Below are 22,653 nucleotides of genomic sequence, written 5' to 3' on the forward strand. Positions count from 1 at the left end.
ATCAATCCTGAACATGCACGGTGTATTCGGCCCCGGCCAACGCCTCGAGCACATCGCCGCGATGGGACGGCCCGCGGGTCTCGAGGGTGAGCAGGACCTCGACCTCGTCGATGGCCAGCCATGCGCCGGTGCGTGAATGCACTACGTCGACCACGCTGGCGCCGGTCTTGGCGACCGCCGCCAGCAGGCGGCCGAGGCTGCCCGGACGGTCCGACAGCGTCACGCGCACGGCAAGATAGCGGCCCGCCGCGCTGAGGCCGTGGCCGATCATGCGGGTCAGCAGCAGCGGGTCGACGTTGCCGCCGGACAACACCGCGCATACCGGACCCTCGAGCCCCAATTCCGCTGTCCCGCAGGCCATCAGCGCCGCCACCGCCGCCGCGCCCGCGGGCTCCACGATCAGTTTGGCGCGTTCCATACACAGCAGCAGCGCGCTCGACAGCGCGTCCTCGTCGACGGTGACGATGGTCGAGACGTATTCGGCCACATGCGCGAACGGCACCTCACCGGGCAGGCCGACCGCGATACCGTCGGCCATGGTCGACATCCGTTCCAGTGCAACGGGTTTGCCCGCGGCCAGCGATTCCGGCCAGGCCGCAGCCTGGGCCGCCTGCACGCCGATCACCCGCACCTGCGGGGCGAGGTGGTGCAGCGCGATCGCGACGCCCGCCAGCAGTCCGCCGCCGCCGGTGGGCACCAGGACCGTGCCCACGTCGGGCAGCTGCTCGAGCAGTTCCAGCCCGACCGTCGCCTGTCCGGCGACGATATCGTCGTGATCGAAGGGGTGGATCAGCGTCGCACCCGTCTGCTCGGCGAAATCCATTGCCGCCGAGAGGGATTGCTCGATGGTCTCGCCGACCTGATGGACCGTCGCGCCATAGGCCTTGGTGGCCACCAGTTTCGGCAGGGACGCGCCCACCGGCATGAAGACCGTCGAGTCGATGCCCAAAGTCGTTGCCGACCAGGCGACTCCCTGCGCGTGATTGCCCGCGCTGGCCGCCACCACGCCGCGCGCCCGGTCGGCCTCGGGCAGATTCGCGATCCGGTTGTAGGCGCCGCGCGGTTTGAACGAGCCGGTTCGCTGCAGATTCTCACATTTGAGCCGCACCTCGAATCCGGTGCGTTCCGACAGCACCCGCGAGGCGACCACCGGCGTGCGCCGGATGACCGGCTCGAGCACCTTCGCCGCGGCCTCGATGCGATCCAACCCGATCAACTCCATGGCGGCCATGCTGCCAGACGGAGCGCGTGCGATTCGAGTGCACGCCGCAGGGTCGGCGGACTGCGCAATCCGCACGCCCCACGGGCGGGTCACCTGTGCAGGTTGCGTATCAACCACGGGTACCGGTGGGCGCGGAAATCGGCCGTGGACACTCCGGGTGAATCAGTTCGACCGGCCGACGACCGTCAACACCCCGCCGAGCCAGGGCGTGTAGATATCCGGGCGTGCGTCGAGGGCCTCGGCGAGCGCCTCGGGCCGCACCCACGCGTAATCGGCGACCTCGCCGGGATCCGGCCGCGGCGGCATGCCGTCGAAGCGCCCGATCAGCACGTGATCGAATTCGAATTCGACCCGCCCGGTCGTCGCGTCCGCGGCCCGGTACTGGAAGGTCCCGATCTCGCGGACCGGGGTCCGGATGCCGAGCTCCTCGGCCAGTCGCACGGCCGCGGCGTCGACGACGGACTGTCCCGGCGCCGGATGTCCGCAGCAGGTATTGGCCCATTGCAACGGGAATCGGGTCTTCACCGCGGCGCGCTGCTGCAGCAGCACCCGCCCGGACTCGTCGAACAGCAGTACCGAGAACGCGCGATGCAGCAGCCCGGGCGCGGTATGGGCCTCGGCGACCGGACATATGCCGGTGGCCAGGCCCTGCTCGTCGACCAATTCGACGAGCAGGGATTCCCGATCGGTTGCCTCGGAGGTGGAGCTCACCTGCCCACCTTATCGGCGGCGATGAGCAGATACTGGAAACTCCCCTCGCGGTAGGCGGTGAGGAACGGCTTCTCCACGCCGGTGGCCAGTTCGGAGTGGGTGCGCAGATCCCAGTACGGGATGGTCGCCGGGGTGAGGTCCACCACGGAGACCGGTACCAGATTGTGCGCCGCGAGCGCCCGGAAGTATTCGCCGCGCGGATGGATCATGCAGCCGTAGTGCGCATCGATCCAGCTCACCGCCGCCGATCGCCCGCCGGTGACATCGTTGGAGCAGCCGGTGATACACACATAGCGCCCGCCCGGCCGCAACAGCCGCGCGAATTCGGTGAACAACTCGCCCAGATCGACGTACATCGTGGTCTCGTTGGTCCAGATGCCACCCATACTCCCGGTGTCGAAGCCGGTGTCGAGCATGTTGCGCAGATGGAACCGCACCCGGTCGGTCACGCCGCGCTCGGCGGCCTGTTCGGTGGCGAAGCCCGCCTGATACTCCGAGATCGTCACGCCGTCGACCTGGCAGCCGAAGCGCTGATTGGCCATGAAACTGGTTCCGCCGCGGCCGGATCCGGCATCCATCAGCCGATCGGTGGGCAGCACATCGCCGAGCTGGTCCAGCAGCAGTTCGGCCTGTGCGGTCTCGAGCCGATGGAGTTCGCGGACGATCCGCTCCTGGCGGGTGTCCTCCGAACCCTCCAGCACCGACAGGTCGGGCTCGCCGATGCCGTAGTGGTGGTGGTAGAGACCGTCGACCTCGCCGAGTTTGACGTTGACGCGATCGTCGTTGGGGTTGTTGTTCCAATAGGCGGCGACCGACCGCTGATAGGCGCTTTGTAGGACGCTGTCGGTCCCCTGTTCGAGCATGGTCATGGCGGATCATCCTCTCGATCTGTGAAATGCCCTGGCGCTCAGTCGCTGTCGCGGTATCGCCGGCTGTCGGCGTGCCAGGCGCGGTTGCCGCCCAGCCACGCCCACAGGCCACCCAGGAAGCGACGCAGTGGCGCCGATCCGGTCGCCGCCAGCATCGCCGCCTCCCGCTCGAACCGGTGCACCAGCTCGTCGTGGATCTCGGCCGTGCGCTGCACGGCCTCGGGTCGCGAACAGCCCTCCTCGGCGGCGAGGACCGTCGGTAGATTGAATTCCCTTCCGTCGGAAAGGTCTTCGCGTGCCATCGAATACAGGTCGTTGACCATCTGGGCCGCCAGTGCCGCCGTGGTGACCACGCGACGGACCCGGGGATCGGTGTATTCGGCGGCGTCGAGTTCGTATCCGCCCACGGCATCGATCGGCGCCATACAGGGTAGGAAACTGTGCGGCTGCCGGTTGGCCAGGTACTCCCATACCGGCGGCATCCGGCCCGCGCCCCGCCATCCGGCCTCCGCGCCCAGTGCGATGAACCAGCCCGCGATCTCGGTGCGCAGCCGGGCCAGCTGCGCGGGCGTCGCGTGCTGGCCCAGATGTGCGAACGAGGTGCGGAACGCGCGCAGGATCGGATCGCCGTCCAGCGCCCGCTCCAGCAGCGGCTGATAGCCGCCGGGTAGATCCACCGGATCCAGTGCGGCCATGGCCATTTCGAGTCGCGGCCCGAGTTCGGCCTCGGCGCTGGACGGGGTGCCGTCCGGCGCCCGGTCGTCGGCGTCGGCCTCGCAGTAGTAGTCGTCGACCGACCATTCCGAGACCGCGCATTTGGCCACCGCCAGCAACGGATCCGGATTACTGCAATCGGGGTGGCAGAGCATGATCAGCCGGCCGAAGTCGGCCTTGCGTAGCTCGTCCAGCCGCCCCTCGTAGAGCCCGATCGCCTCGGCCCAGGCGATGATTCCCGCGTTCACCGCCTCGGCCAGCGCGGGATCGTCGCGGACCGGCGGCGGACAGTACAGCGCCGGAATCGCCCGCCCCGGCGCCGCCGGGGCCGCCGAGGGCGGGCGAAGGGCGCTCGCGGCGGTGCCGACTCCGGTGGGCACGAACGAGATGCGCCCCGGCGCGGGACCGGCGGGTGCCTCGGGCTCGGTGATCCGGGCGGGCGGGCTCGGCACAGCTATCGCGCCGAGCCCGATGGGACCGAGCAGTCGGTACGGTGAACCGTCCGTGAGCATCTCGGCCAGGGGAGACGAAACCGGTTGGATTGCGGATGGTTTCGCCTCGCCCGGTAGTGCCAGCACCGCGGGCGGCGCATGGTCGAGGTTGGTCAGCAGCGCGGTCACCGTCGCGGCCACATCATGTGTGGCCGGCGGCGCCGCGACACGCGACAGCACCGACATCGTCGCTCACCCCGTCATTCGGCCTGTTGCCGGGCGATCAGGACGTTGTCGAGCACGCCCAGCGCGTCGGGCACCAGCACCGCGGCCGAGTAATAGCAGCTCACCAGGTAGGAGATGATCGACTGATCGTCGATGCCCTTGAACCGCACATTCAGGCTCGGCTCGAACTCGTCCGGAATTCCGGTCTGGTGCAGGCCGATCACGCCCTGATCCTTCTCGCCGGTGCGCATGGCCAGAATCGAGGTCGTGTGGTTGCCGCTGATCGGAATCTTGCCGCACGGGAAGATCGGGACCCCGCGCCAGGCCGGGACGCGATGGCCGTCGACCTCGACCGGATCCGGATACAGCCCGCGCTTGTTGCATTCGCGACCGAAGGCGGCGATCGCCTTGGGATGGGCCAGGAACAGTTTGGTACTGCGCCGCATGCTCAGCAGCTCGTCCATATCATCGGGCGTCGGGGCGCCGGATTCGCTGTAGATGCGTTGTTTGAGATCGCAATTGTTGAGCAGGCCGAAGTCGGGGTTGTTGACCAGGTCGTATTCGCGGCGCTCGTAGAGGGCCTCGACGGTCAGCCGCAGCTGCTGTTCGATCTGATTGTGCGGATCGTTGAACAGATCCGCGACGCGGGTATGCACCCGCAATACGCTCTGCCCCAGACTCAGTTCGTATTCGCGCGGGTTGGCCTCGTAGTCGACGAATGTGCTGGGCAGCAGCGGCTCGCCGGCGTGACCTGAGCTGATCTCGATAGTCGCCTCGCCCTGTTTGTTCTGCGGACGTTGCGCCAGGGCCGCGGTGCGGGACAATTGCTCGCGCAATGCGGGGGAGTCCGCACGCACCCGATCGAAATCGGTGCGCGAGAGCACCAGCACCGTCGTCTGCGTGAGGGTTTTGGCCGTCGCCGACCACAGGATATCGCCGTTCGTCATCAGGGTGTCGCCGAAGAAATCGCCATCGGAGAGTATGCCGAGCCGGGTGGTCTCGCCGAATTCGCCGGTACCCTGTTTGCCCACCTTGCCGTGCACGATCAGGACTATCTGATCCATCGGATTCCCGAATTCGGCGAGGACGGTGCCGGGCTCGAGATCGCGCTGTTCGAATCGATGCGCGAGCGCGCCGAGCACCTCCTCGTCGTCGAAGCCGCGCAGCGGCGGCAATTCGCTGAGTTCGGAGGGGATGACGCGGGCGTGCGAGCCGTCGATATCGAACTCGACCTCATTGTTTCCGACGGTATGGGTCAGGCGGCGGTTCACCCGGTAGATGCCGCCGTGCACCTGTGTCCAGGGCAGCGAGCGGGTCAGCCACCGGGAGCTGATGCCCTGCATCTGCGGTTCGGATTTGGTGGTGTGCGCCAGTAAATGGGCGGCACTGGTCGAAAGGCTCTTTTGGGTCTGATTCTCGGTCTCTATCGGCAATTCGATGGTCATGCCTGAAGTCCTCACCTCGAGATGGCCATCCGAGGACCGGATGGTTTTATCCATGACGAACCGGCAGGCTCGATGACGCCTGCTGAGTCTGTGACGCGAGTGAATGGTGATGTGCGACAGTGCGTTCCGGAGTTACGCGACGATGCGGTCCGGCAGATCGATGGTATGACCCCGAAGGGGATGTTCGCGGCGAAATCGCTCGAGACCCCGTGAAAGGCGTTGTGCCGATAACGAATCGGCGACGATCGGGGTCGGTGGCAGAGCCGAACCCCGATCGGTGACGAACCACACGGCCGGGTAGGAGTGGCCAATGCGCCTCGTCACACGGTGCGCGCAGTAGGCTCGCACTGTGGCAAGCTCAACAGGACACGCAGGGGACCGTGATGGGTGTCACGTACGAGGGTGAGGTCTGGGAGCTACCGTGAAGTTCACGACGAGGTCGGTCATCGGGTCGGTGCAGCGGTTGATGGCGACCGCGCAGAACGGGCTCGAGGTGATCCGGTTCGGTGGGCTGACCCACGATGTCGAATCGTCGCCGTACGAGGTCGCCGAGCGTAAGCGGATGTACCGGCTGCGCCACTACTTCCCCGACGACACCACCCCCGGCCGCCCGGTCGCGCTGCTCGTGCCCCCGCTGATGGTCAGCGCCGACATCTACGACGTGAACCTCGAGGGCGGCGCCGTCGGCATTCTGCAGCGCGCCGGAATCGACTGCTGGGTCATGGATTTCGGCTCCCCGGCGTCCGAGGAGGGCGGCTGGCAGCGCGACCTCGCCGACCATGTGCTGGCATTGTCGAGCGCGATCGATACGGTCAACGAACTGACCGGTCGCAGCGTCCATCTGATGGGCTATTCCCAGGGTGGCATGTTCGCCTACCAGACCGCCGCCTTCCGCTACGGCAAGGGCGTGGAGAGCATCGTCACCTTCGGCGCCCCCGTGGACGTGGTGGCCGGGCTGCCCTTCGGTCTGCCGCACGGATTGGTCTCCGAGGTGGCCGATTTCGTGGCCGACCATGTGCTCAACCGGCTGCCGATCACCGACGCGATGGTCCGGGTCGGATTCCAGATGCTCGATCCGGTCAAGACCGCCAAGGCGCGCCTGGACTTCCTGCGCCAGCTGCACGATCGCGAGGCGCTGCTGCCCAAGGAGCGTCAGCGCCGCTTCCTCGAGCGGGAGGGCTGGGTCGGATACGCCGGTCCGGCCGCGGCGGATCTGCTCAAGCAGTTCGTCGTGCACAACCGATTGATGTTGGGCGGCTTCGTGATCCGCGATCAGCCGGTATCGCTGGCGGAGCTGAAGTGCCCGATCGTGGCCTTCGTCGGCGAGGTCGACGATATCGGGCAGCCGGCGGCGGTGCGGGGCATCCTGCGGGCCGCGCCGAATGCCGATGTCTACGAGGTATCACTGGTGGCCGGGCACTTCGGCCTGGTCGCGGGCAGTATGGCGACCAATCACACCTGGCCGCTGGTGCGCGACTGGGTGAACTGGCTCAGCGGCGAAGGCGAGCTGCCCGAGCAGATCGCGCCGATGACCGAGCACGAGCCCGCCACCCGGCAGCGTTCGGCGGCCACCCGGATGGTGCATACCGCGGCCTCGCTCGCCGAGACCGGCGCGGGGCTGGGCACCGCGCTGGGTGGCATCGCGAGCAATGCGGTGCGCGGATCGTTCGAGCTGAGCGGTGAGGCGGCGCGGGCCCTGCCCCGGTTGACCCGCCTCGGCATGATTCAGCCGCATACCCGAATCTCGTTGGGGCGCTTGCTGTCCGAGCAGTCGCGCCGGGCGCCGCTGCGCGAGCTGTTCCTGTTCGACGATCGCGTGCACACCAATGCCGAGGTGAACGTGCGCATCGATAACGTTGTGCGCGGGCTGATCTCGGTGGGCGTGCGGCCCGCGGCGCGGATCGGGGTGCTGATGGAGACCCGGCCCAGCGCGCTCACCGCGGTGGCGGCGCTGTCGCGGCTGGGCGCGGTGGCCGTGCTGCTGGCGCCGGGCAGCGAATTGGAGCGGGCGGTCGAATTGACCGGCGCCCGAACGATCATCGCCGATCCGGAGAATCTGCGCGATGCGTGCGCCACCGGCGCCCGGGTGCTCGTGCTGGGCGGCGGCGACTCCCGCGGGCTGGACGTGCCGCTGGACGGCGAGGTGGTCGATCTCGAGCAGATCGATCCGTCGAAGGTGGTGCTGCCCGGCTGGTTCCGGCCGGATCCGGGCCTCGCGCGTGAGCTGGCGTTCGTGCTCGTCACCGGCACCGGGGATAAGCTGCAGGTCAAGTACATCACCAACCATCGCTGGGCGCTGTCGGCGTTCGGCACCGCGACCTCGGCCGATCTGGATCGCCGCGATACCGTCTACTGCCTTGCGCCGCTGCATCATTCGTCCGGGCTGCTGGTGAGCCTGGGCGGCGCGGTGGCCGGTGGCAGCCGGATCGCGCTGGCGCGCTCGCTGGATCCGGCCGGATTCGCCGAGGAGGTGCACCGCTACGGGGTCACGGTCGTCACCTACACCTGGACGATGCTGCGCGACATCCTCGACGCCGGCACCTTCCCCGATGGACATCCGCATCCGATCCGGCTGTTCATCGGATCCGGCATGCCCGCCGGGCTGTGGCGGCGCACGACCGAAAGGTTCGCTCCCGCACGGGTTCTGGAGTTCTACGCCTCCATCGAGGGCGATGTGGTGCTGGCCAACGTGGCCGGGCTGAAGATCGGTTGCAAGGGCCGCCCGGTACCGGGGACCGCGCGGGTGGAGCTGATCTCCTACAACTCCGAGACCGGCGAGATACTCACCGACGCACAGGGTTTCGCGCGTCGCGCCGCCGACAACGAGGTGGGCCTGCTGATCGGCAAGGCCGCGGAGACGGTCGACATCTCCCAGGGCGGCCTGCGCGGGGTGTTCACTCCCGGCGACGCCTGGATGCCGACGGAGAACCTGTTCCGCCGCGACAGCGACGGTGACTACTGGCTCATGGACCGCCGCGATACGGTCATCCGCACCGCCCGCGGCCCCGTCTACACCCAGCCCATCGTCGACGCCCTCAACGACATCACCCCCGTCGATATGGAAGTGGCCTTCGCCCTGCACACCGCGGGTAAGACCCTCGCCGTCGCCGCCGTCAGCGTCCGCCCGGACCACCGCCTGCGGCCCAAGGACGTCACCGAATGCCTGCGCACCCTGGACGCCGCTCAACGTCCCGACCTCATCTACGTGGTGGACGACATCCCCCGCAGCTCCTCCTATCGCCCCTCCACCCGCGCGGTCCAAGCCGCGGTGAAACTGGAACCGAGCGATAAGACCTGGCTCTACAACCGCGATTCGGACGCCTACGAGCCGCTGACCCAAGAGGCCCTCGACCGTCTGCTCGACTGACCGCAGAGGGCTTCCCGTCGTCCGGCCGCGGCCGCACGACGGGAAGTATCAGATCGTGAAAGCGGTGACGGCCTCGAGGACGCGCGCGATCTGCGCATCGGACAGATCCGGCCAGAGCGGGAGACGGATCAGGGTGCTGGAGAATTCGGCGGTCTTCGCGCACGGGTGGGGCGTGCGGCCGAGTTTGAGGCCCGCGGGGCTCGAGTCCAGCGGGACGTAGTGGAACGGGGCCGAGATGCCCTGGGCGCGTAGGTGATCGATGAGCGCGTCGCGGGCGGTCTCGGTGGGGGTGCGCAGGTAGTACAGGTGCGCGGTGTGTTCGCGGTCCGCGGGGACCTCCATCAGGCGGACGTCGTTGCGGGCGGCCCAGCCCGGGAGCCCGGCGGCATAGGCGTTCCATACCCGGAAGCGACCGGCCTGGATGGTGTCGAATTCGCTCAGCTGCGCGTCCAGCACGGCCGCGTTCAGCTCGCTGGGCAGATAGCTGGAGCCGATGTCCTGCCAGGAGTACTTGTCGACCGCGCCGCGCAGGAAGCGGGCCCGGTCGGTGCCCTTCTCCCGGATGATCTCCGCGCGGGCCATCAGGATCTCGTCGGAGAGCAGGATCGCCCCGCCCTCGCCGCAGTGCACGTTCTTCGTGTCGTGGAAGCTCAGCGCGCCCGCCGTGCCGATGCTGCCCAGGGGCCGCCCGCGCCAGCTGCCGCCCAGTCCGTGCGCATTGTCCTCGATGATCGCCAGCCCGTGCGCCCCCGCCAGTTCCAGCAGCCGATCCATCTCCGCGGCCACGCCGCCGTAGTGGATCAGCGTGATCGCCTTGGTGCGCTCGGTGATCGCCGCGGCCACCGAGTCGGGATCGAGATTGCCGCGTTCGTCGATATCGGCGAATACGCAGACCGCCCCGCGCAGCGCCATCGCCGTCGCGGTCGAGGTGAACGCGAAGCTGGGCACGATGACCTCGTCGTCGGGCCCGAGGTCCAGCAGCAGCGCCGCCAGTTCCAGTGCGTGGGTGCATGAGGTGGTCAGCAGTGCGTGCGGCGCCCCGGTGATGCCCTTGAGTTTCGCGGTCGCCGCCGCGGTGAACGGTCCGTCGCCATGGCTCTGATCCGACGACAGCACGGTTTCCAGATTGGCCAGCTCGTGCGCCGCCCGGAAGGGGCGGCTGAAGATGATGCGGTCAGTCACGCGGGTCGTTCCCCCCGATCGCTGCGGTCGTGGACGATGTCCGCGCCTCGTGCTCGGGACGCGGTGTCGGCGAATCTACCGTCAAATACAGTGGTTTGCCGACCAGGACATGCAGGGCAACCCCCAGATACTCGGCAATCAGGCCGAGCGAGAACAGGATCGCCCCCGACACCACCAGCAACACCACGATCGTCGACGCCCAGCCCTCGGGATTGTCGCCGTGCCCGAATATCTTCTGCCACACGATGATTCCCGCGACCACCAGTCCCGCCAGCGCCAGCGTCACCCCGAACATGCTCACCAGCCGCAGCCCGCGAGTTCCGCTGCACAGCACCATCTTCCAGAACAGCGAGAACAGCGACCGATAGTTGTAGCCCGACTCCTCGCGCCCCTCGTCGCGCAGCACCACCGGCGCCTGCGCGGTATTGTCCACCACCCAGGTGAGCGCCACGTCCAGATACACGCCGTTGGAGGCGACCTCGGCCAGCTGCCGCCCGATCGGCCCGCGGATCAGCCGATAGCTTTCGAATCGCGTCGAATCGGGAAATGCGAACAGCGACGCCAGCACCAGCTTCGCGCCCCGCGAGGTGAGATTGCGCAGGAAGCCGTGCGGCCGGGTGTTGGACGGTTTGGAGTAGACCAGATCCGCCCGCTGCGCCAGCGCGGTGTCGAGGAACGAGCCGAGGAATCCGGGATCGTGCTGCCCGTCCTCGTCCATCGTGACGATCCACTCGCCGCGCGCGGCCGCCATCCCCGCGATCGTCGCCGCGTCCTGGCCGTAGTTGCGGCTCAGCCAGACCACCCGCACCCGCTCGTACTCGCGATCCAGCCGCTGCAGCACCACATCGGAACGATCGGGACCGTGATCGTGCACCAGCACGATCTCCTCCACGGCGAAGGTGTTGCCGTCGGCGGTGGTGGTGGGCCGGGTCAGCTCGGACAGCTCCCGCACCAGTCCCGCGATCGTCTGCTCGCCGCGATAGACCGGAACCACTACCGAGACCGCGTGCACCCGGCGATGACCGTTACCGGCGACGGGCGGCGGATGCGGCGACTGTACGGAGGGAATCGACATCAGCTGGTTCGACTTTCGACGACGGTGCGCGCCGGACTGCGTGTAGTGGGATGAACAGAGCCCGAATCGCGTGAACTCTAACACGCTGTCAAGGCCGTCCTCGCGCCCTGTAGGGTCTGTCAATCGTGGTGGAAAGTCCGCGTAAAGACGTCTATCGGTGGGCCGCGATCACCGCCCTCGGAGTGGTCGCGGGATATGTCGCGGTCCTGCTCGCCAACGCGAGACATTTCTACACCGACGACACCGAATCCCAGTACGCCCCGCTGTGGGTGATGCTCGGTCGCTATCTGCGCGAGGGCCATCTGCCGGTGCTCCTGCCCGAGCAGTGGATGACCGGCAACTACACGATGGAAGAGGCGGGCCTGTTCAACCCGCCGCAGCTGCTGATCGATCTGATCGCGCCCTCGGTCGACAACCTGGCGGTGCTGACGACGGTCGTGAAGCTGATCTTCGCGATCATCGCGGCGCTGGGTGTGTACCGGGTATGCCTGGCCTACGGCGGCCGCGTGCAGTGGGCGGCGGTGGCGGGCATCGCCTTTCCGTTCACCGGCTGGTTCCTGTTCTTCGATCAGGCCAGCTGGGTCACCTCGCTGACCGGTACGGCGTGGATGGTGCACGCGTGGGCGAGTTCGGTGCGCTATGCGCGCGGCAAGGGCGGACCGATCCCGGTCTTCGTATTTCTCTACCTGGCTATCTCGGTGGAGTACGTGTTCCCGGCCGTGGAATCGGCGCTCATGCTCGTGGCCGTCGCGGTGGGTGAGCTTGTCTACCAACGCAAATGGCAGCCGATTTTGCGCCTGGCGGTGGTGGCCGGATTCGCGGGTCTGGCGGGCCTGGCGACCTATCTGCCGAGCATGCTCTCGGCCAAGGTGAGCTGGCGCGGCACCTCGCAGATCAACAATGACCAGTTCCTCACCGTGCCGTGGTCGGAGTCGCTGAACGCCAGCCTCCCGTCCACGCTCCCGGCGTTCAATTCCTGGTGGGGCTATATCCAGCCGATGCCGATGACCTATATCGCCTGGTTCCTCATCCCGGCGCTGGCGTTCATCGACTGGGGTAAGGCGCGGGCGGCGTGGCGAGAGCTGACCGCCGTGGCGCTGTTCGCGATCATGTTCCTGATGTGGACGGCCGGACCGGGCACGGTCGGCCCGCTGCGCTGGCCCGCGCGGGTGCTGCCGATGCTGGCGCTGGGTCTGCTGGTGCTGGTGTGCGTGCTGCTCGGCCGGTTCGGCACCTTCGCGAACTGGCGTCACCGCGGCCTCGCGGCACTGGTGCTGATCGGGCTGCTCTGGGTGCGCACGTTCTCCGCCGATCCGCACGATGCCCTCTGGCATGTGCTGTCGGCCGTGGTGGTGGCCGCGGTCGGGGCGGGGGTGATCGCGCTGGGCCGTACTCGGGGCACGGCCGCGGCGGTGACGCTGACGATCGCGGCGATGTTCCCGATCGCCTATCTGCAAGTGCGTGCGGCACAACCGAATCCGATGAGCTGGAACCTGCCGACCAACCGCTCCGAGGCGAAGGCGGCGTTCCCGAAGTTCGATGGGCTGACCATTCAGCTCGGCGATCGCGGGTTGCTGCAACCGCAGGACAAGACGCTGCAGGGCGCCTACGGCTCCTTGGTTTTCGGCAACTACGCCAAGGACCTGAACCTGCACTACGTCAACGGCTACACACCCAACGGGCACTACTGGTTCGGCGAAATGCTGTGCATGCGCTGGGATTCCAGCGTCTGCCCGGATGCCTTCCGCCGCCTGTTCACCCCCGAGCCGAGCACCGGTCGCGCACCAGTGGATCTGATGAAGCTGGACCGGGTCGTCCTGCAGCGGGCCATGTTCCCCGAGGCCGGTGACCATCCCGCGCCCGAGGGCTGGAAGTGGGTCGACTATCCCGGACACGATCGCTACATCCGGGTGCTCGAGCGCGAGGGCGGCCCGATCTCGGGCATCAACGGTCGCGTCGCCGACACCAGCGGCGTCACCGCCACCTCGATCTCGGAATCCGATACCACCAGCCGGGTGCGGGTGTCCTCGGCCGAGGGCGGGCGCGTGGTCTTCGCGCGGCTCGGCTGGCCGGGTTATCGGGTCAGCCTGAACGGTAAGGACATCGGATTCACGACGGTCTCGAAATCCTTTGTCGCGGTGAACATTCCGGCGGGCACCGAGAACGCCGTCCTGGACGTCAGCTGGCGTCCGCCGGGCTGGAAGATCGGCATCGCGAGCGCGATCGCCGGGCTGATCGGCCTCGGCGTCATGCAGTGGCTGTACCTGCGCTCGCGCTGTCGCCGCGATGACGATCCGGCCCCGCCCGCGGCCAGCGGCGACGCGGAACGGGAACTGGCGGAAGCGGTTTCGTGACCGACCCCCAGCTGTTGTCGCCCGCGCCGCCACCCGGTCCGCTGCTGCGCCTGATCCGCCGCCAGGAGATCGCCTTCGCGGCCGTCGGCGTCGCCAACACCCTGCTGGGCATGGCGCTGACGGTGTTCTGGCTGAAGGTGCTCGACCACAGCTGGCCGCCCGCGGTGGCGGTGGTGCTGGCCTACTGCGTCAGCATCGTGTTCGCCTTCGTCGCGCACCGCACCCTGGTGTTCCGGGTGCGCGGGCAGCTGTTGCGCGACTTCGGGCGGTTCGTGCTGGTGAATTCCGGTGGGCTGCTGTTGAATGCGGCGGGCGTGCAGCTGGCGGTCGGCGTGTGGCGGCTGCCCGAGACCCCGGCGACGGTGGTGGTGATGGGCCTGGTGGCGGTGGCCAGCTTCTTCGGCCATCGGCACTTCTCGTTCCGCCGGGCGCCGCACGGTCCGGTCCCCGGGGACCGGTAGGTTATCGATCATGGCGGAACATATCTTGGATTCCACGCTGTTGAGCCTGCTGGCCTGCCCGCAGGACAAGGGCCCGCTGTCGCTGGTGCGCGACGGCAACGGCGACAGCCTGCTCTACAACCCGCGCCTGCGCCGCGCCTACCGCATCGACAACGGGATCCCCGTCCTGCTGATCGATGAGGCGCGCGAGGTGAGCGACGCCGAACACGAGGCGTTCACCGCCCAGGGCTGAACCCCGCGGCGCCGAGATCGCCGGTGAGGTAGCGCTGCAGCGTCGGCCCGACCAGCCGCGCGAGGAGTTCGGGCGGCATCGATGCCAGCGGTTCGATGCCGACGATCTTGCGGGCCACCAGCAGCCCGATCATCTGCGAGGCCGCCAGCACGACCCGGGTGTCGCCGGTCCCCGGCGGTGAATCCACCCGCGTGCGAATGTCTTTGAGCACCACCTCCAGCAGGAAGGCGCGTGCCATCGACTCGTTGCCGCCACCACCGATGATGCTGCGGAAGGCCGCGACCGCCTGCGTACCGACGGGGGAGTCCCAGATCGTGACCACATGCCGCACGATGGTCTCGCCGAGCTGGTCATCGGGAGCGGCGGCGATCCGGCCGATGACGACCTGCGGATCGATCGGCAGATCCAGTGCGGCGGTGAGCAGTTCGGCCTTGGCGCCGAAGTAGTGATGCACCAGCGCCGGATCCACCCCGGCCGCACCGGCGATCGACCGGATCGAGGCCTTGTCGAAGCCGACCTCGGCGAACCGCAGGCGGGCCGCGTCCAGAATCGCCTCCCGCGTCCCGGAATTCCCCGGCCGGCGACCGCTGCGCCCGCCGGTGTCCACGCCCGTCACGCGGTCCGCCGGCGTAGCGTGGCCGCGCCCAAACCCAGTGCGACGGCGGCGAATACGGCCACGATCCCCAGATCCCGCCACATCTGCCCGGTCGCGCCGGTGAACCGCGAGACCTGCTGCAGCGCGTCCACCGCATAGCTGAGCGGCAGCACATCGCTGATGATCTCCAGCCAGCGCGGCAATTGATCGCGGGGCACCAGCAGCCCACACAGGAAGAACTGCGGTCCGACGATCAGCGGCATGAACTGGACCGCCTGAAATTCGGTGCGCGCGAACGCACTCGCCAGCAGCCCCAGCGCCACCCCGAGCACGGCGTCGAGGATCGCGATCAGCAGGACGAGCCAGACACTGCCCCGCGCGGTGAGCCCCAGCAGCCCGAACGACACCAGACATGCCAGCCCCGCCTGCGCGGCCGCGGCGACGGAGAACGCGGTGCCGTAGCCCGCCAGCAGATCCGGTTTCGACAGCGGTGTGGTCATCAGCCGCTCGAGCGTGCCGGAGATGCGTTCGCGCTGCATGGCGATCGCGGTGATCAGGAACATCACGATGAACGGCAGGATGCCCAGCATGGCGATGCCGACCCGATCGAACAGCCGCGGCACGCCCGCCGCGGTCGGGGTGTCGTGGTACACGAAGTACAGCAACGTCATCAGCAGTGTCGGCACCAGCAGGAGCATGGCGACGGTGCGATGATCGGCGCGCAGCTGACGCAGGATGCGCACGGTGGTGGCGCAATAGCAGCGCAGGGGCGCGGGAATTGTTGTCACTGCGGCTGTTCCATTCTGATCAGGGCGAGAAACGCCTTCTCCAACACGGTTTCGCCGGTGCGGTGGCGCAATTCGTCGGGGCTGAGCTGGGCTAGCAGATGGCCGTCGCGCAGCAGTAGCAGCTGATCGCAGTGCTCGGCCTCGTCCATCACATGACTCGAGATCAGCAGCGTGCGGCCCTGCGCGGCGAGGGTGTGGAACTGCTTCCACAACTCCACCCGCAGCACCGGATCCAGCCCGACGGTCGGCTCGTCCAGTACCAGCAGCTCCGGATCGGCGACCAACGCGCACGCCAGCGATACCCGGGTGCGCTGCCCGCCGGACAGTTCGTTACCGCGCTGGCGCGCATGGTCGCCGAGGCCCACCGCGTCGACGGCCGCAGCCACATCGCCCCTCGAACGTCCGTACAGCGCGGCGAAATACGAGACATTCTCGGTGACGGACAGATCGTCGTAGATGCTCGGCGCCTGGGTGACATAGCCGACCCGGGCCCGCAGCCCCGGACCGCCCGCCGCCTCGCCCAGCACGCGTACGCTGCCCGCCTGCACCAGCTGGGTGCCGACGATGCTGCGCATGAGCGTGGTCTTACCGCATCCGGACGGTCCGAGCAGGCCGGTGATGCCGCCGCGCAGCACGGTCAGCGAGAGATCGTGCAGCACTTCGCGTCCACCGCGCTGGACCCGCAGATGCGCGATCTCGATCGCGGAGTCAGGCGCCGTCATGGGCCACCCCTAATTCATCGAGTGTTGAATTCACTGTGCGTTGAATTCTGCGCCCGGTGGTCGCGCCACACAAGGGCCAATCGCGCGACACGCCGGATACCGGGCTCTACCCTCTGGACGTGACCAGCGAAATCTCCGACGACACCGCGGCCGCCGAGGGCGGGCAGATTCGCGCCTCCACCCTGGAACTGTTCTTCGACCTCGTCTTCGTCTTCGCGATCACCCAGCTGACCCACGCGTTCACCGAACATCCGGGCTGGCTCGCGCTGGGGCGGGTGGCGCTGGTCTTCGCCATCACCTGGTGGATGTACAGCGGATATGTCTGGCTGACCAACGAGGTCGCGCCCAATTCGACGATGCGCCGCACCGGCCTGCTGGTCGGCATGTTCGGATTTCTGGTGATCGCCCTGGCGATTCCCGGCGCGTTCACGGGCTCGGGTGTGGCGTTCGGGCTGGGATATCTGGTGGTGAGCACCGTGCACTCGGTGCTGTTCTGGGCCAACGGCGGCGCGCAGGCCTCGGCGGCGGCGCTGCGGCTCGTGCCGCCCAACACCACCTCCGCGGTCCTGGTCCTGATCGGCGGCTGCGTCCACGGCTGGCCGCGCTATCTGCTGTGGGCCGGGGCGCTGGCCGTGCAGATCGCGACGCCGTATCTGATCGATCCGGGCGGATTCGTCGTCCGCACAACGCATTTCTGCGAACGGCACGGCCTGGTGCTGCTCATCGCGATCGGCGAATCGGTCGTGGCCATCGGTGCGGGGCTGGCGGGTGAGGATCTCACCGTCCCGTTGCTCGCCATGGTCGCACTCGCGCTGACGCTGGCCTACGTGCTGTGGTGGGCCTACTTCGGCATGGATGACGAGCGTGGTGAGCACGCGCTCGCGGCGGTGCCGGGCGCGCGGCGGGGCCGGCCCGCCGTGCTCGCCTACGGCTATGCGCTGTATCCGATGCTGGTCGGCATCATCCTGACCGCGGCGGGTATGAGAACCGTTCTCGCCCAAGGACATCGATCGGTGCCGGTATCCGCCGCGCTGGCGCTGTCCGGCGGTGTCGCGCTGTTCCTGTTCGGACAGGGCTGTTTCCGGCTCGTCCTGCGCCTGCCGCGGCCCTGGCTACGGTTTCTCGGCGCGGCCGCGGTGCTCGCGACCGCGCCGATCGGCGTCGCATGGCTGGGCTGGGTCCAGCTGCTCGTGCTGGTGATCGTCGCCTACGCCCCGATCATCGCCGACGATCTGCTGAGCCTGCGCGCGGGCGAGCATAACGCCTATCTGTGAAACCGGTTGCGGCTCAGCCCCGTTCGGGCAATGCGCAGCCATCCGGACCGCAGGCGTCCGCGCCGCCTACCACCTCGAGCACCGGCTCCCGATCCGACCACGCCCGCTCGAGCGCCTGGGCGAACACCTCCGCCGGCTGGGCGCCCGAGACGCCGTAGGTGCGGTCGAAGACGAAGAACGGCACCCCGGTCGCGCCGAGCCGGGCGGCCTCGCGCTCATCGGCGCGCACGGCGTCGGCATAGGCCTGCGGGTCGGCGAGCACCGCGCGCACATCGGCCTCGTCGAGTCCGGCCTGGACGGCGAGTTCGACCAGCCGGTCGGTGTCGCCGAACAGCGGCCGATCCTCGGCGAAGTTGCCGCGATAGAGCGCATCGAGCAGCTGTTCCTGGCGACCGTGCGCCAGCGCGTAGTGCAGCAGCCGATGCATATCGAAGCTGTTGCCGAAATCGCGACCCGAGGTCTGATACGTCAGCCCCATCGCCTCGGCCTGCGCGCCGATGCCGCGCTCGTTGGCGGCGGCCTGCGCCTCGCTGATGCCGTACTTCTGCGCGATATGCGCGACGACCGGACCGCTGTGCTCGGCGGGCAGCGTGGGATCGAGCTCGAAGGAGCGATGCACCACCTCGACCTCGTCGCGATGGGCGAACTCCGCCAGCGCCGATTCGAAGCGGCGCTTGCCCAGATAGCAGAACGGGCAGTTGATATCGGTCCAGATCTCGACCTGTACGGCCATGTCACCTCATTCGGATACGCGGTTGTCGTGAGGTGTCAACCGCCGGACGATCCGGGCTGTTCCGCGCGGCGTGCAACGGTGATCCAGGTCATCACTGCCCCGATTGTCCTGTTTGTTTGGTTCGGTGATCACGCGTCGGGTAGCTTCACAGCCCTGTGCCGGATCGAGATCCGGATGAAAACTGAACTGCTGTAGGGGGTTTCACCAATGAACAAAGCTCGGCTCGCGCCGTGGGTCTTCGCCGTCGGCGTGGCCGTCGCCTCGGCCTTCGCACCCGCCGCTACCGCCGTGGCCGCGGCGCCCGCCTTCGTCGCCTGTCCGGCCGGACAGTACGAGAACAGCGACAGCGTCTGCGTCTCGGCCCCGCAGCAATCCGACACCGCGCCCGACGGGGCCACCGCTCAGTGCCGCGACGACACCTACAGCTTCAGCCAGCATCGCCGCGGCACCTGCTCGGGCCACGGCGGCGTCGCCCGCTGGCTGTAGTTCCGGCGTGTGGACAATGGTTCGTTGTGCCAGCCGAGGAACTCGCCGTCGAACCATTGGCCGCCGCCCGCCGATTGCTCGGCGCGACCCTGTGGTCCGGACCCGTCGGGGCACGGATCGTGGAGGTCGAGGCCTACGGCGGTGATCCGGCCGGGCCGTGGCACGATCCGGCCGCGCACTCCGGCCGGGGCCGCACCCCGCGCAATGCCATCATGTTCGGTCCGCCCGGACGGCTGTATGTGTACTTCAGTTATGGCATGCACACCTGTGTCAACGTGACCACCGGTCCGGACGGGATCGCCAGCGCGGTCCTGATCCGGGCCGGCGAGGTGATCGCCGGATACGACATCGCCCGATCCCGCCGCCCCGCCGCCCGTACCGATACCGACCTGGCCCGCGGGCCGGGTAACTTCGGCAGCGCACTCGGAATCGCCCTGGGCGACTACGGAACCGACCTGTTCGCTCCCGAATCGGCGATCCGGCTGGAGCTCGGTCCCGAGATCACCGATCCGACCGCCGTCGGCGTCGGCCCGCGGGTCGGGGTCAGCCTGGCCGCCGACCGCCCGTGGCGGTTGTGGCTGACCGGCTCCGCGGCGGTATCGGCCTACCGGAGAAGTCCCCGCGCGCCCCGCGCCGGGAAATCGGCGTGAACCCGCCGGACCGCTCGCCGTCCACGTCTTCGATCACGCACTCCACCACCATGATTCGCCGGTCGATCAGAGCCCGCCGCGGCAGTGGAGGAGAAGCGGGCGCGATCCCGTGTGGCCTACACTGACGAGGAACCACTCCTCAGACAAGCAGAGAGGTCACCGAGTCTTGGCGCACGTACAGCGGCATCCGCTCGCCGCACAGGCCGCCGAACTCCTGCTGCACCGGATTCGCGGCGGCGAATGGCAGCTGGGACATAAGCTGCCCGGCGAGACTACGCTGGCCGCGCAACTGGGCGTGGGGCGCTCGACGTTGCGCGAGGCCATCCGCGAGCTGTCCGGCCAGGGCGTGCTCGAAAGCCGCCAGGGCGCGGGCGTTTTCGTGACCGCGCTCGATATCACCGAGGAGTGGGACACACTCCTGCGCCGCGCCGATATCGTCGCGGTCATCGAGGCCCGCCTCGCCATCGAGGCCGAATGCGCGGCCCTGGCGGCGCACCGCCGCACCCCGGCCGATCTGCGGGCGATGTGGCGGACGCTGACCGCACGAGCCGAGGCATCGGCGTCGGTGGCGGATCTGGTCGACGCCGATACCGCCTTCCATCGCACGGTCGTCACCGCCGCGCACAACGACATTCTCACCGGCATGTTCGACGCTTTCATCCCACGCTCGCGCCGCGCCATGGTCGACATGCTGAAGATCCGCCCGCTGCCCGATGAACGAGCCGACCACCGCGCGCACGAGCTACTGCTCGACGCCGTCCGCCGCCGCGACGCCGCGACGGCGGCATCGGCGAGCCGGATCCATCTGACGTCGTTGAAGGAAGCCCTCAGCTGACCGATGAGTTTGCCCGGTGCCCTTCGTCCTAGTTGGTGAGCGCGTTCGACAGCGAACCATCCAGCGCCGAAACATCAAGCACCGAAAAGGAATTCATCATGACCGCCATCACCGCCCCCGCCTCCGTCACCGCTCCCGGCACGATTCGCCACCGCGTGCTGTGGACCCTGCGGATCGTGCTGGGCGTGTTCTTCCTCGTCGCCTCCGGTCTGCCCAAGCTGGTCGGTCAGTCCGATGCCGTGCGCATCTTCCATGAGATCGGCTGGGGTGACTGGTTCCGCTATCTCACCGGAGTGGTCGAGGTGTCCGGCGGCCTCGGCCTGCTGATCCCGCGGCTGTCGGGCCTGGCCGCCGCGGGCCTGTCGATCACCATGGTCTGTGCGGCCGCGACCCAGGCATTCGTGCTCGGCGCCCCGACGATGTCGGTCTTCCCGCTGGCCCTGGCGGTGCTGTTCGCCTGGATGTCCCACGAGCGGGGCCTGCGCATGAGCCGCTGAAAATCCCTCGACCCCCGGTCCATCGCCGATCACACTCGGCGGTGGACCTATGCATGGGCGACGGAAGTCCGTGCGGAAAGATAGGGCGTCGTGAACGTCGACATCATCGAGGAACTGACCTGGCGTGGCCTGATCGCGCAGTCCACCGATCTGGACGAGCTGCGATCGGAACTGGCGAAGGGCCCGATCACCCTCTATGCCGGCTTCGACCCGACCGCCGCCAGCCTGCACGCCGGACACCTGGTTCCGTTGCTGGCCCTGAAGCGTTTCCAGCGGGCGGGCAACCGGCCGATCGTGCTGGCCGGCGGGGCCACCGGCCTGATCGGTGATCCGCGCGACGTCGGCGAGCGGACCATGAACTCCACCGACACCGTCGCCGCCTGGGCCGAGCGGATCCGCGGCCAGCTGTCGCGCTTCGTCGATCTCGACGATCCGGCCACCGGCGCGATCATCGCCAACAACCTGGATTGGACCGGACCGCTCAGCACCGTCGACTTCCTGCGCGATATCGGCAAGCACTTCTCGGTCAACGTCATGCTCGCGCGCGAGACGGTCAAGCGCCGGCTCGAGACTGACGGCATGTCCTACACCGAATTCAGCTACATGCTGCTGCAGTCCAACGACTACCTGCAGCTGCGCCGTAAGCACGGCTGCCGTCTGCAGGTCGGCGGGTCGGATCAGTGGGGCAACATCGTCGCGGGCGTGGAACTGAACCGTCGCGTCGACGGCGAACATGTGCACGCGCTGACCGTGCCACTGGTGACCTCGGCCGACGGTAAGAAGTTCGGCAAGTCCACCGGTGGCGGCAGCCTGTGGCTGGATCCGGAGATGACCAGTCCGTACGCCTGGTACCAGTACTTCGTGAACACCACCGACGCCGACGTCGTGCGCTACCTGCGCTGGTTCACCTTCCTCGGGCGCGAGGAACTGGACGAGCTGCAGAAGGCGACCGAGGAGCGCCCGCATGCGCGGGAGGCCCAGCGCCGCCTGGCCGCGGAGATGACCGATCTCGTGCACGGCGAGGCGAATACGCGCGCGGTGCAACTCGCGAGCCAGGCACTGTTCGGCCGCGGCGATCTGCACGAGCTCGACGAGGGCACGCTGTCGGCCGCGCTGTCGGAGGCGGCGGGCGAGGGCGCGATCGCCGCCGCAACCGAGGGCGCGACGATCGTCGATCTCCTGGTGTCGTCCGGACTGTCCGACAGCCGGGGCGCGGCCCGCCGCGCGGTCAACGAGGGCGGCACATCGGTGAACAACGCCCGCATCTCCGATCCTGACTGGGCGCCGAGCGAATCCGATTTCCTGCACGGCAACTGGTTGGTATTGCGTCGCGGCAAGAAGAACTTCGCCGGCGTGCGCCGAGCCCGAAGCTGATCCGTCATGACCTGGGTCACATCATCGTGACCCAGGTCGGTCGGAGCCGGAATCGCAGCGCGCTGACCAGCCCCGACTCGCGCTGTCTTGGGGATTTGACGTTCCGTTTTCCAACACGTAACTTAGTCCAGGTCAGAGCGACACGGACACCGACCCGGAGCCGAGAGGCCAGGGAAAACGAGGTTGGACGGGGAGCGCCTGGCAAGCCAGCATGACCGACATGAACCCACGGACTTGACTCTGCGGGTGAGAGCGGCTAGGCTGGAAAAGTTGCCTCTCCAGAAGGTTGGAAATCCGGCTCGATGGTTTGTGCGCCTGTTCTTTGAGAACTCAATAGTGTGTCGATGAATGTCAGTGCCAATAGTTTTATTGGTTCCGGCCCTTTCATACCCCCCGGTTGAAGGGTTGGAC

21 protein-coding genes are annotated in these 22,653 nt (G+C 68.1%); 10 read left to right on the forward strand and 11 right to left on the reverse strand.

Going from position 1 to position 22,653, the window contains the following annotated elements; translation table 11 throughout:
- Nucleotide 1 precedes the first annotated feature (1 nt).
- From ilvA to ACIA76_RS34915, 5 genes are all read right to left on the reverse strand, one after another.
- Nucleotides 2-1,231, reverse strand: coding sequence for a threonine ammonia-lyase (gene ilvA, locus ACIA76_RS34895; protein ID WP_397158206.1), 1,230 nt, complete (start codon nt 1,229-1,231; stop codon nt 2-4).
- 153 nt (nt 1,232-1,384) lie between these two features.
- On the reverse strand, nt 1,385-1,933 hold the full coding sequence (gene idi / locus ACIA76_RS34900; RefSeq protein ID WP_397158208.1) for an isopentenyl-diphosphate Delta-isomerase: 549 nt from the start codon (nt 1,931-1,933) through the stop codon (nt 1,385-1,387).
- Nucleotides 1,930-2,802, reverse strand: coding sequence for a geranyl diphosphate 2-C-methyltransferase (locus ACIA76_RS34905; protein ID WP_397158210.1), 873 nt, complete (start codon nt 2,800-2,802; stop codon nt 1,930-1,932). The genes idi and ACIA76_RS34905 overlap by 4 nt, the downstream gene beginning before the upstream one ends.
- A gap of 38 nt (nt 2,803-2,840) precedes the next feature.
- Nucleotides 2,841-4,193 carry a family 2 encapsulin nanocompartment cargo protein terpene cyclase gene (locus ACIA76_RS34910; RefSeq protein WP_397158212.1) on the reverse strand — a complete coding sequence of 451 codons (1,353 nt, stop codon included), beginning with the start codon at nt 4,191-4,193 and terminating at the stop codon, nt 2,841-2,843.
- 14 nt (nt 4,194-4,207) lie between these two features.
- On the reverse strand, nt 4,208-5,617 hold the full coding sequence (locus ACIA76_RS34915) for a family 2B encapsulin nanocompartment shell protein (protein ID WP_397158214.1): 1,410 nt from the start codon (nt 5,615-5,617) through the stop codon (nt 4,208-4,210).
- A 466-nt stretch (nt 5,618-6,083) separates the two neighbouring features.
- Here ACIA76_RS34915 and ACIA76_RS34920 point away from each other — a divergent pair, with 466 nt between their 5' ends.
- Nucleotides 6,084-8,984, forward strand: coding sequence for an AMP-binding protein (locus tag ACIA76_RS34920; protein ID WP_397158254.1), 2,901 nt, complete (start codon nt 6,084-6,086; stop codon nt 8,982-8,984).
- 48 nt (nt 8,985-9,032) lie between these two features.
- On the opposite strand, the gene rffA is transcribed toward ACIA76_RS34920, so the two are convergent.
- Both rffA and ACIA76_RS34930 read right to left on the reverse strand, forming a co-directional pair.
- The gene (gene rffA / locus ACIA76_RS34925) at nt 9,033-10,166 is read right to left on the reverse strand and encodes a dTDP-4-amino-4,6-dideoxygalactose transaminase (protein WP_397158216.1); all 1,134 of its coding nucleotides are present in this window, start codon (nt 10,164-10,166) and stop codon (nt 9,033-9,035) included.
- Nucleotides 10,159-11,241 (reverse strand): glycosyltransferase, encoded by a 1,083-nt coding sequence (locus tag ACIA76_RS34930; protein ID WP_397158217.1) that lies wholly within the window; start codon nt 11,239-11,241, stop codon nt 10,159-10,161. Before ACIA76_RS34930 ends, rffA begins: the two co-directional genes overlap by 8 nt.
- A gap of 125 nt (nt 11,242-11,366) precedes the next feature.
- Between ACIA76_RS34930 and ACIA76_RS34935 the strand changes: the two genes are divergently transcribed.
- Genes ACIA76_RS34935 through ACIA76_RS34945 form a run of 3 tightly spaced genes read left to right on the forward strand, consistent with a single transcriptional unit; the run spans nt 11,367 to nt 14,288 of the window.
- A complete protein-coding gene (locus tag ACIA76_RS34935; protein ID WP_397158219.1) occupies nt 11,367-13,595 on the forward strand; it encodes a hypothetical protein in 2,229 nt (742 codons plus the stop codon).
- Nucleotides 13,592-14,056 carry a GtrA family protein gene (locus ACIA76_RS34940; RefSeq protein WP_397158221.1) on the forward strand — a complete coding sequence of 155 codons (465 nt, stop codon included), beginning with the start codon at nt 13,592-13,594 and terminating at the stop codon, nt 14,054-14,056. Before ACIA76_RS34935 ends, ACIA76_RS34940 begins: the two co-directional genes overlap by 4 nt.
- Before the next feature lie 10 nt (nt 14,057-14,066).
- Nucleotides 14,067-14,288: a Trm112 family protein gene (locus ACIA76_RS34945; RefSeq protein ID WP_397158223.1), complete on the forward strand. Its 222-nt coding sequence runs from the start codon at nt 14,067-14,069 to the stop codon at nt 14,286-14,288.
- Here ACIA76_RS34945 and ACIA76_RS34950 read toward each other — a convergent pair.
- Genes ACIA76_RS34950 through ACIA76_RS34960 form a run of 3 tightly spaced genes read right to left on the reverse strand, consistent with a single transcriptional unit; the run spans nt 14,272 to nt 16,393 of the window.
- Nucleotides 14,272-14,904, reverse strand: coding sequence for a TetR family transcriptional regulator (locus tag ACIA76_RS34950; protein WP_397158225.1), 633 nt, complete (start codon nt 14,902-14,904; stop codon nt 14,272-14,274). The two genes, ACIA76_RS34945 and ACIA76_RS34950, sit on opposite strands and share 17 nt — an antisense overlap.
- Entirely contained in the window at nt 14,901-15,671 is a 771-nt protein-coding gene (locus tag ACIA76_RS34955; RefSeq protein ID WP_397158227.1) for an ABC transporter permease, read from the reverse strand. The genes ACIA76_RS34950 and ACIA76_RS34955 overlap by 4 nt, the downstream gene beginning before the upstream one ends.
- The gene (locus tag ACIA76_RS34960; RefSeq protein ID WP_397158229.1) at nt 15,668-16,393 is read right to left on the reverse strand and encodes an ABC transporter ATP-binding protein; all 726 of its coding nucleotides are present in this window, start codon (nt 16,391-16,393) and stop codon (nt 15,668-15,670) included. Before ACIA76_RS34960 ends, ACIA76_RS34955 begins: the two co-directional genes overlap by 4 nt.
- A gap of 119 nt (nt 16,394-16,512) precedes the next feature.
- Here ACIA76_RS34960 and ACIA76_RS34965 point away from each other — a divergent pair, with 119 nt between their 5' ends.
- A complete protein-coding gene (locus ACIA76_RS34965) occupies nt 16,513-17,667 on the forward strand; it encodes a low temperature requirement protein A (RefSeq protein ID WP_397158230.1) in 1,155 nt (384 codons plus the stop codon).
- A gap of 13 nt (nt 17,668-17,680) precedes the next feature.
- Here the strand turns inward: ACIA76_RS34965 and ACIA76_RS34970 are convergent, their stop codons facing one another.
- Nucleotides 17,681-18,400 carry a DsbA family oxidoreductase gene (locus ACIA76_RS34970; protein ID WP_397158232.1) on the reverse strand — a complete coding sequence of 240 codons (720 nt, stop codon included), beginning with the start codon at nt 18,398-18,400 and terminating at the stop codon, nt 17,681-17,683.
- A 207-nt stretch (nt 18,401-18,607) separates the two neighbouring features.
- On the opposite strand from ACIA76_RS34970, the gene ACIA76_RS34975 reads away from it, so the two are divergent.
- The 5 genes from ACIA76_RS34975 to tyrS all read left to right on the forward strand — a co-directional run bounded on the left by ACIA76_RS34975 (nt 18,608) and on the right by tyrS (nt 22,242).
- Complete coding sequence (locus ACIA76_RS34975) at nt 18,608-18,886, forward strand: DUF3761 domain-containing protein (protein ID WP_397158233.1); 279 nt, start codon at nt 18,608-18,610, stop codon at nt 18,884-18,886.
- A 26-nt stretch (nt 18,887-18,912) separates the two neighbouring features.
- The gene (locus tag ACIA76_RS34980) at nt 18,913-19,536 is read left to right on the forward strand and encodes a DNA-3-methyladenine glycosylase (RefSeq protein WP_397158235.1); all 624 of its coding nucleotides are present in this window, start codon (nt 18,913-18,915) and stop codon (nt 19,534-19,536) included.
- A 166-nt stretch (nt 19,537-19,702) separates the two neighbouring features.
- Nucleotides 19,703-20,371 (forward strand): FadR/GntR family transcriptional regulator, encoded by a 669-nt coding sequence (locus ACIA76_RS34985; protein ID WP_397158237.1) that lies wholly within the window; start codon nt 19,703-19,705, stop codon nt 20,369-20,371.
- 98 nt (nt 20,372-20,469) lie between these two features.
- Nucleotides 20,470-20,868 carry a DoxX family protein gene (locus ACIA76_RS34990; RefSeq protein WP_397158239.1) on the forward strand — a complete coding sequence of 133 codons (399 nt, stop codon included), beginning with the start codon at nt 20,470-20,472 and terminating at the stop codon, nt 20,866-20,868.
- A 90-nt stretch (nt 20,869-20,958) separates the two neighbouring features.
- Nucleotides 20,959-22,242, forward strand: a complete 1,284-nt coding sequence (gene tyrS / locus ACIA76_RS34995) for a tyrosine--tRNA ligase (protein WP_397158241.1) — start codon at nt 20,959-20,961, stop codon at nt 22,240-22,242.
- Nucleotides 22,243-22,653: the final 411 nt, after the last annotated feature.

The sequence above is a fragment of the Nocardia sp. NPDC051570 genome (assembly GCF_044454005.1).
Classification (GTDB): domain Bacteria; phylum Actinomycetota; class Actinomycetes; order Mycobacteriales; family Mycobacteriaceae; genus Nocardia.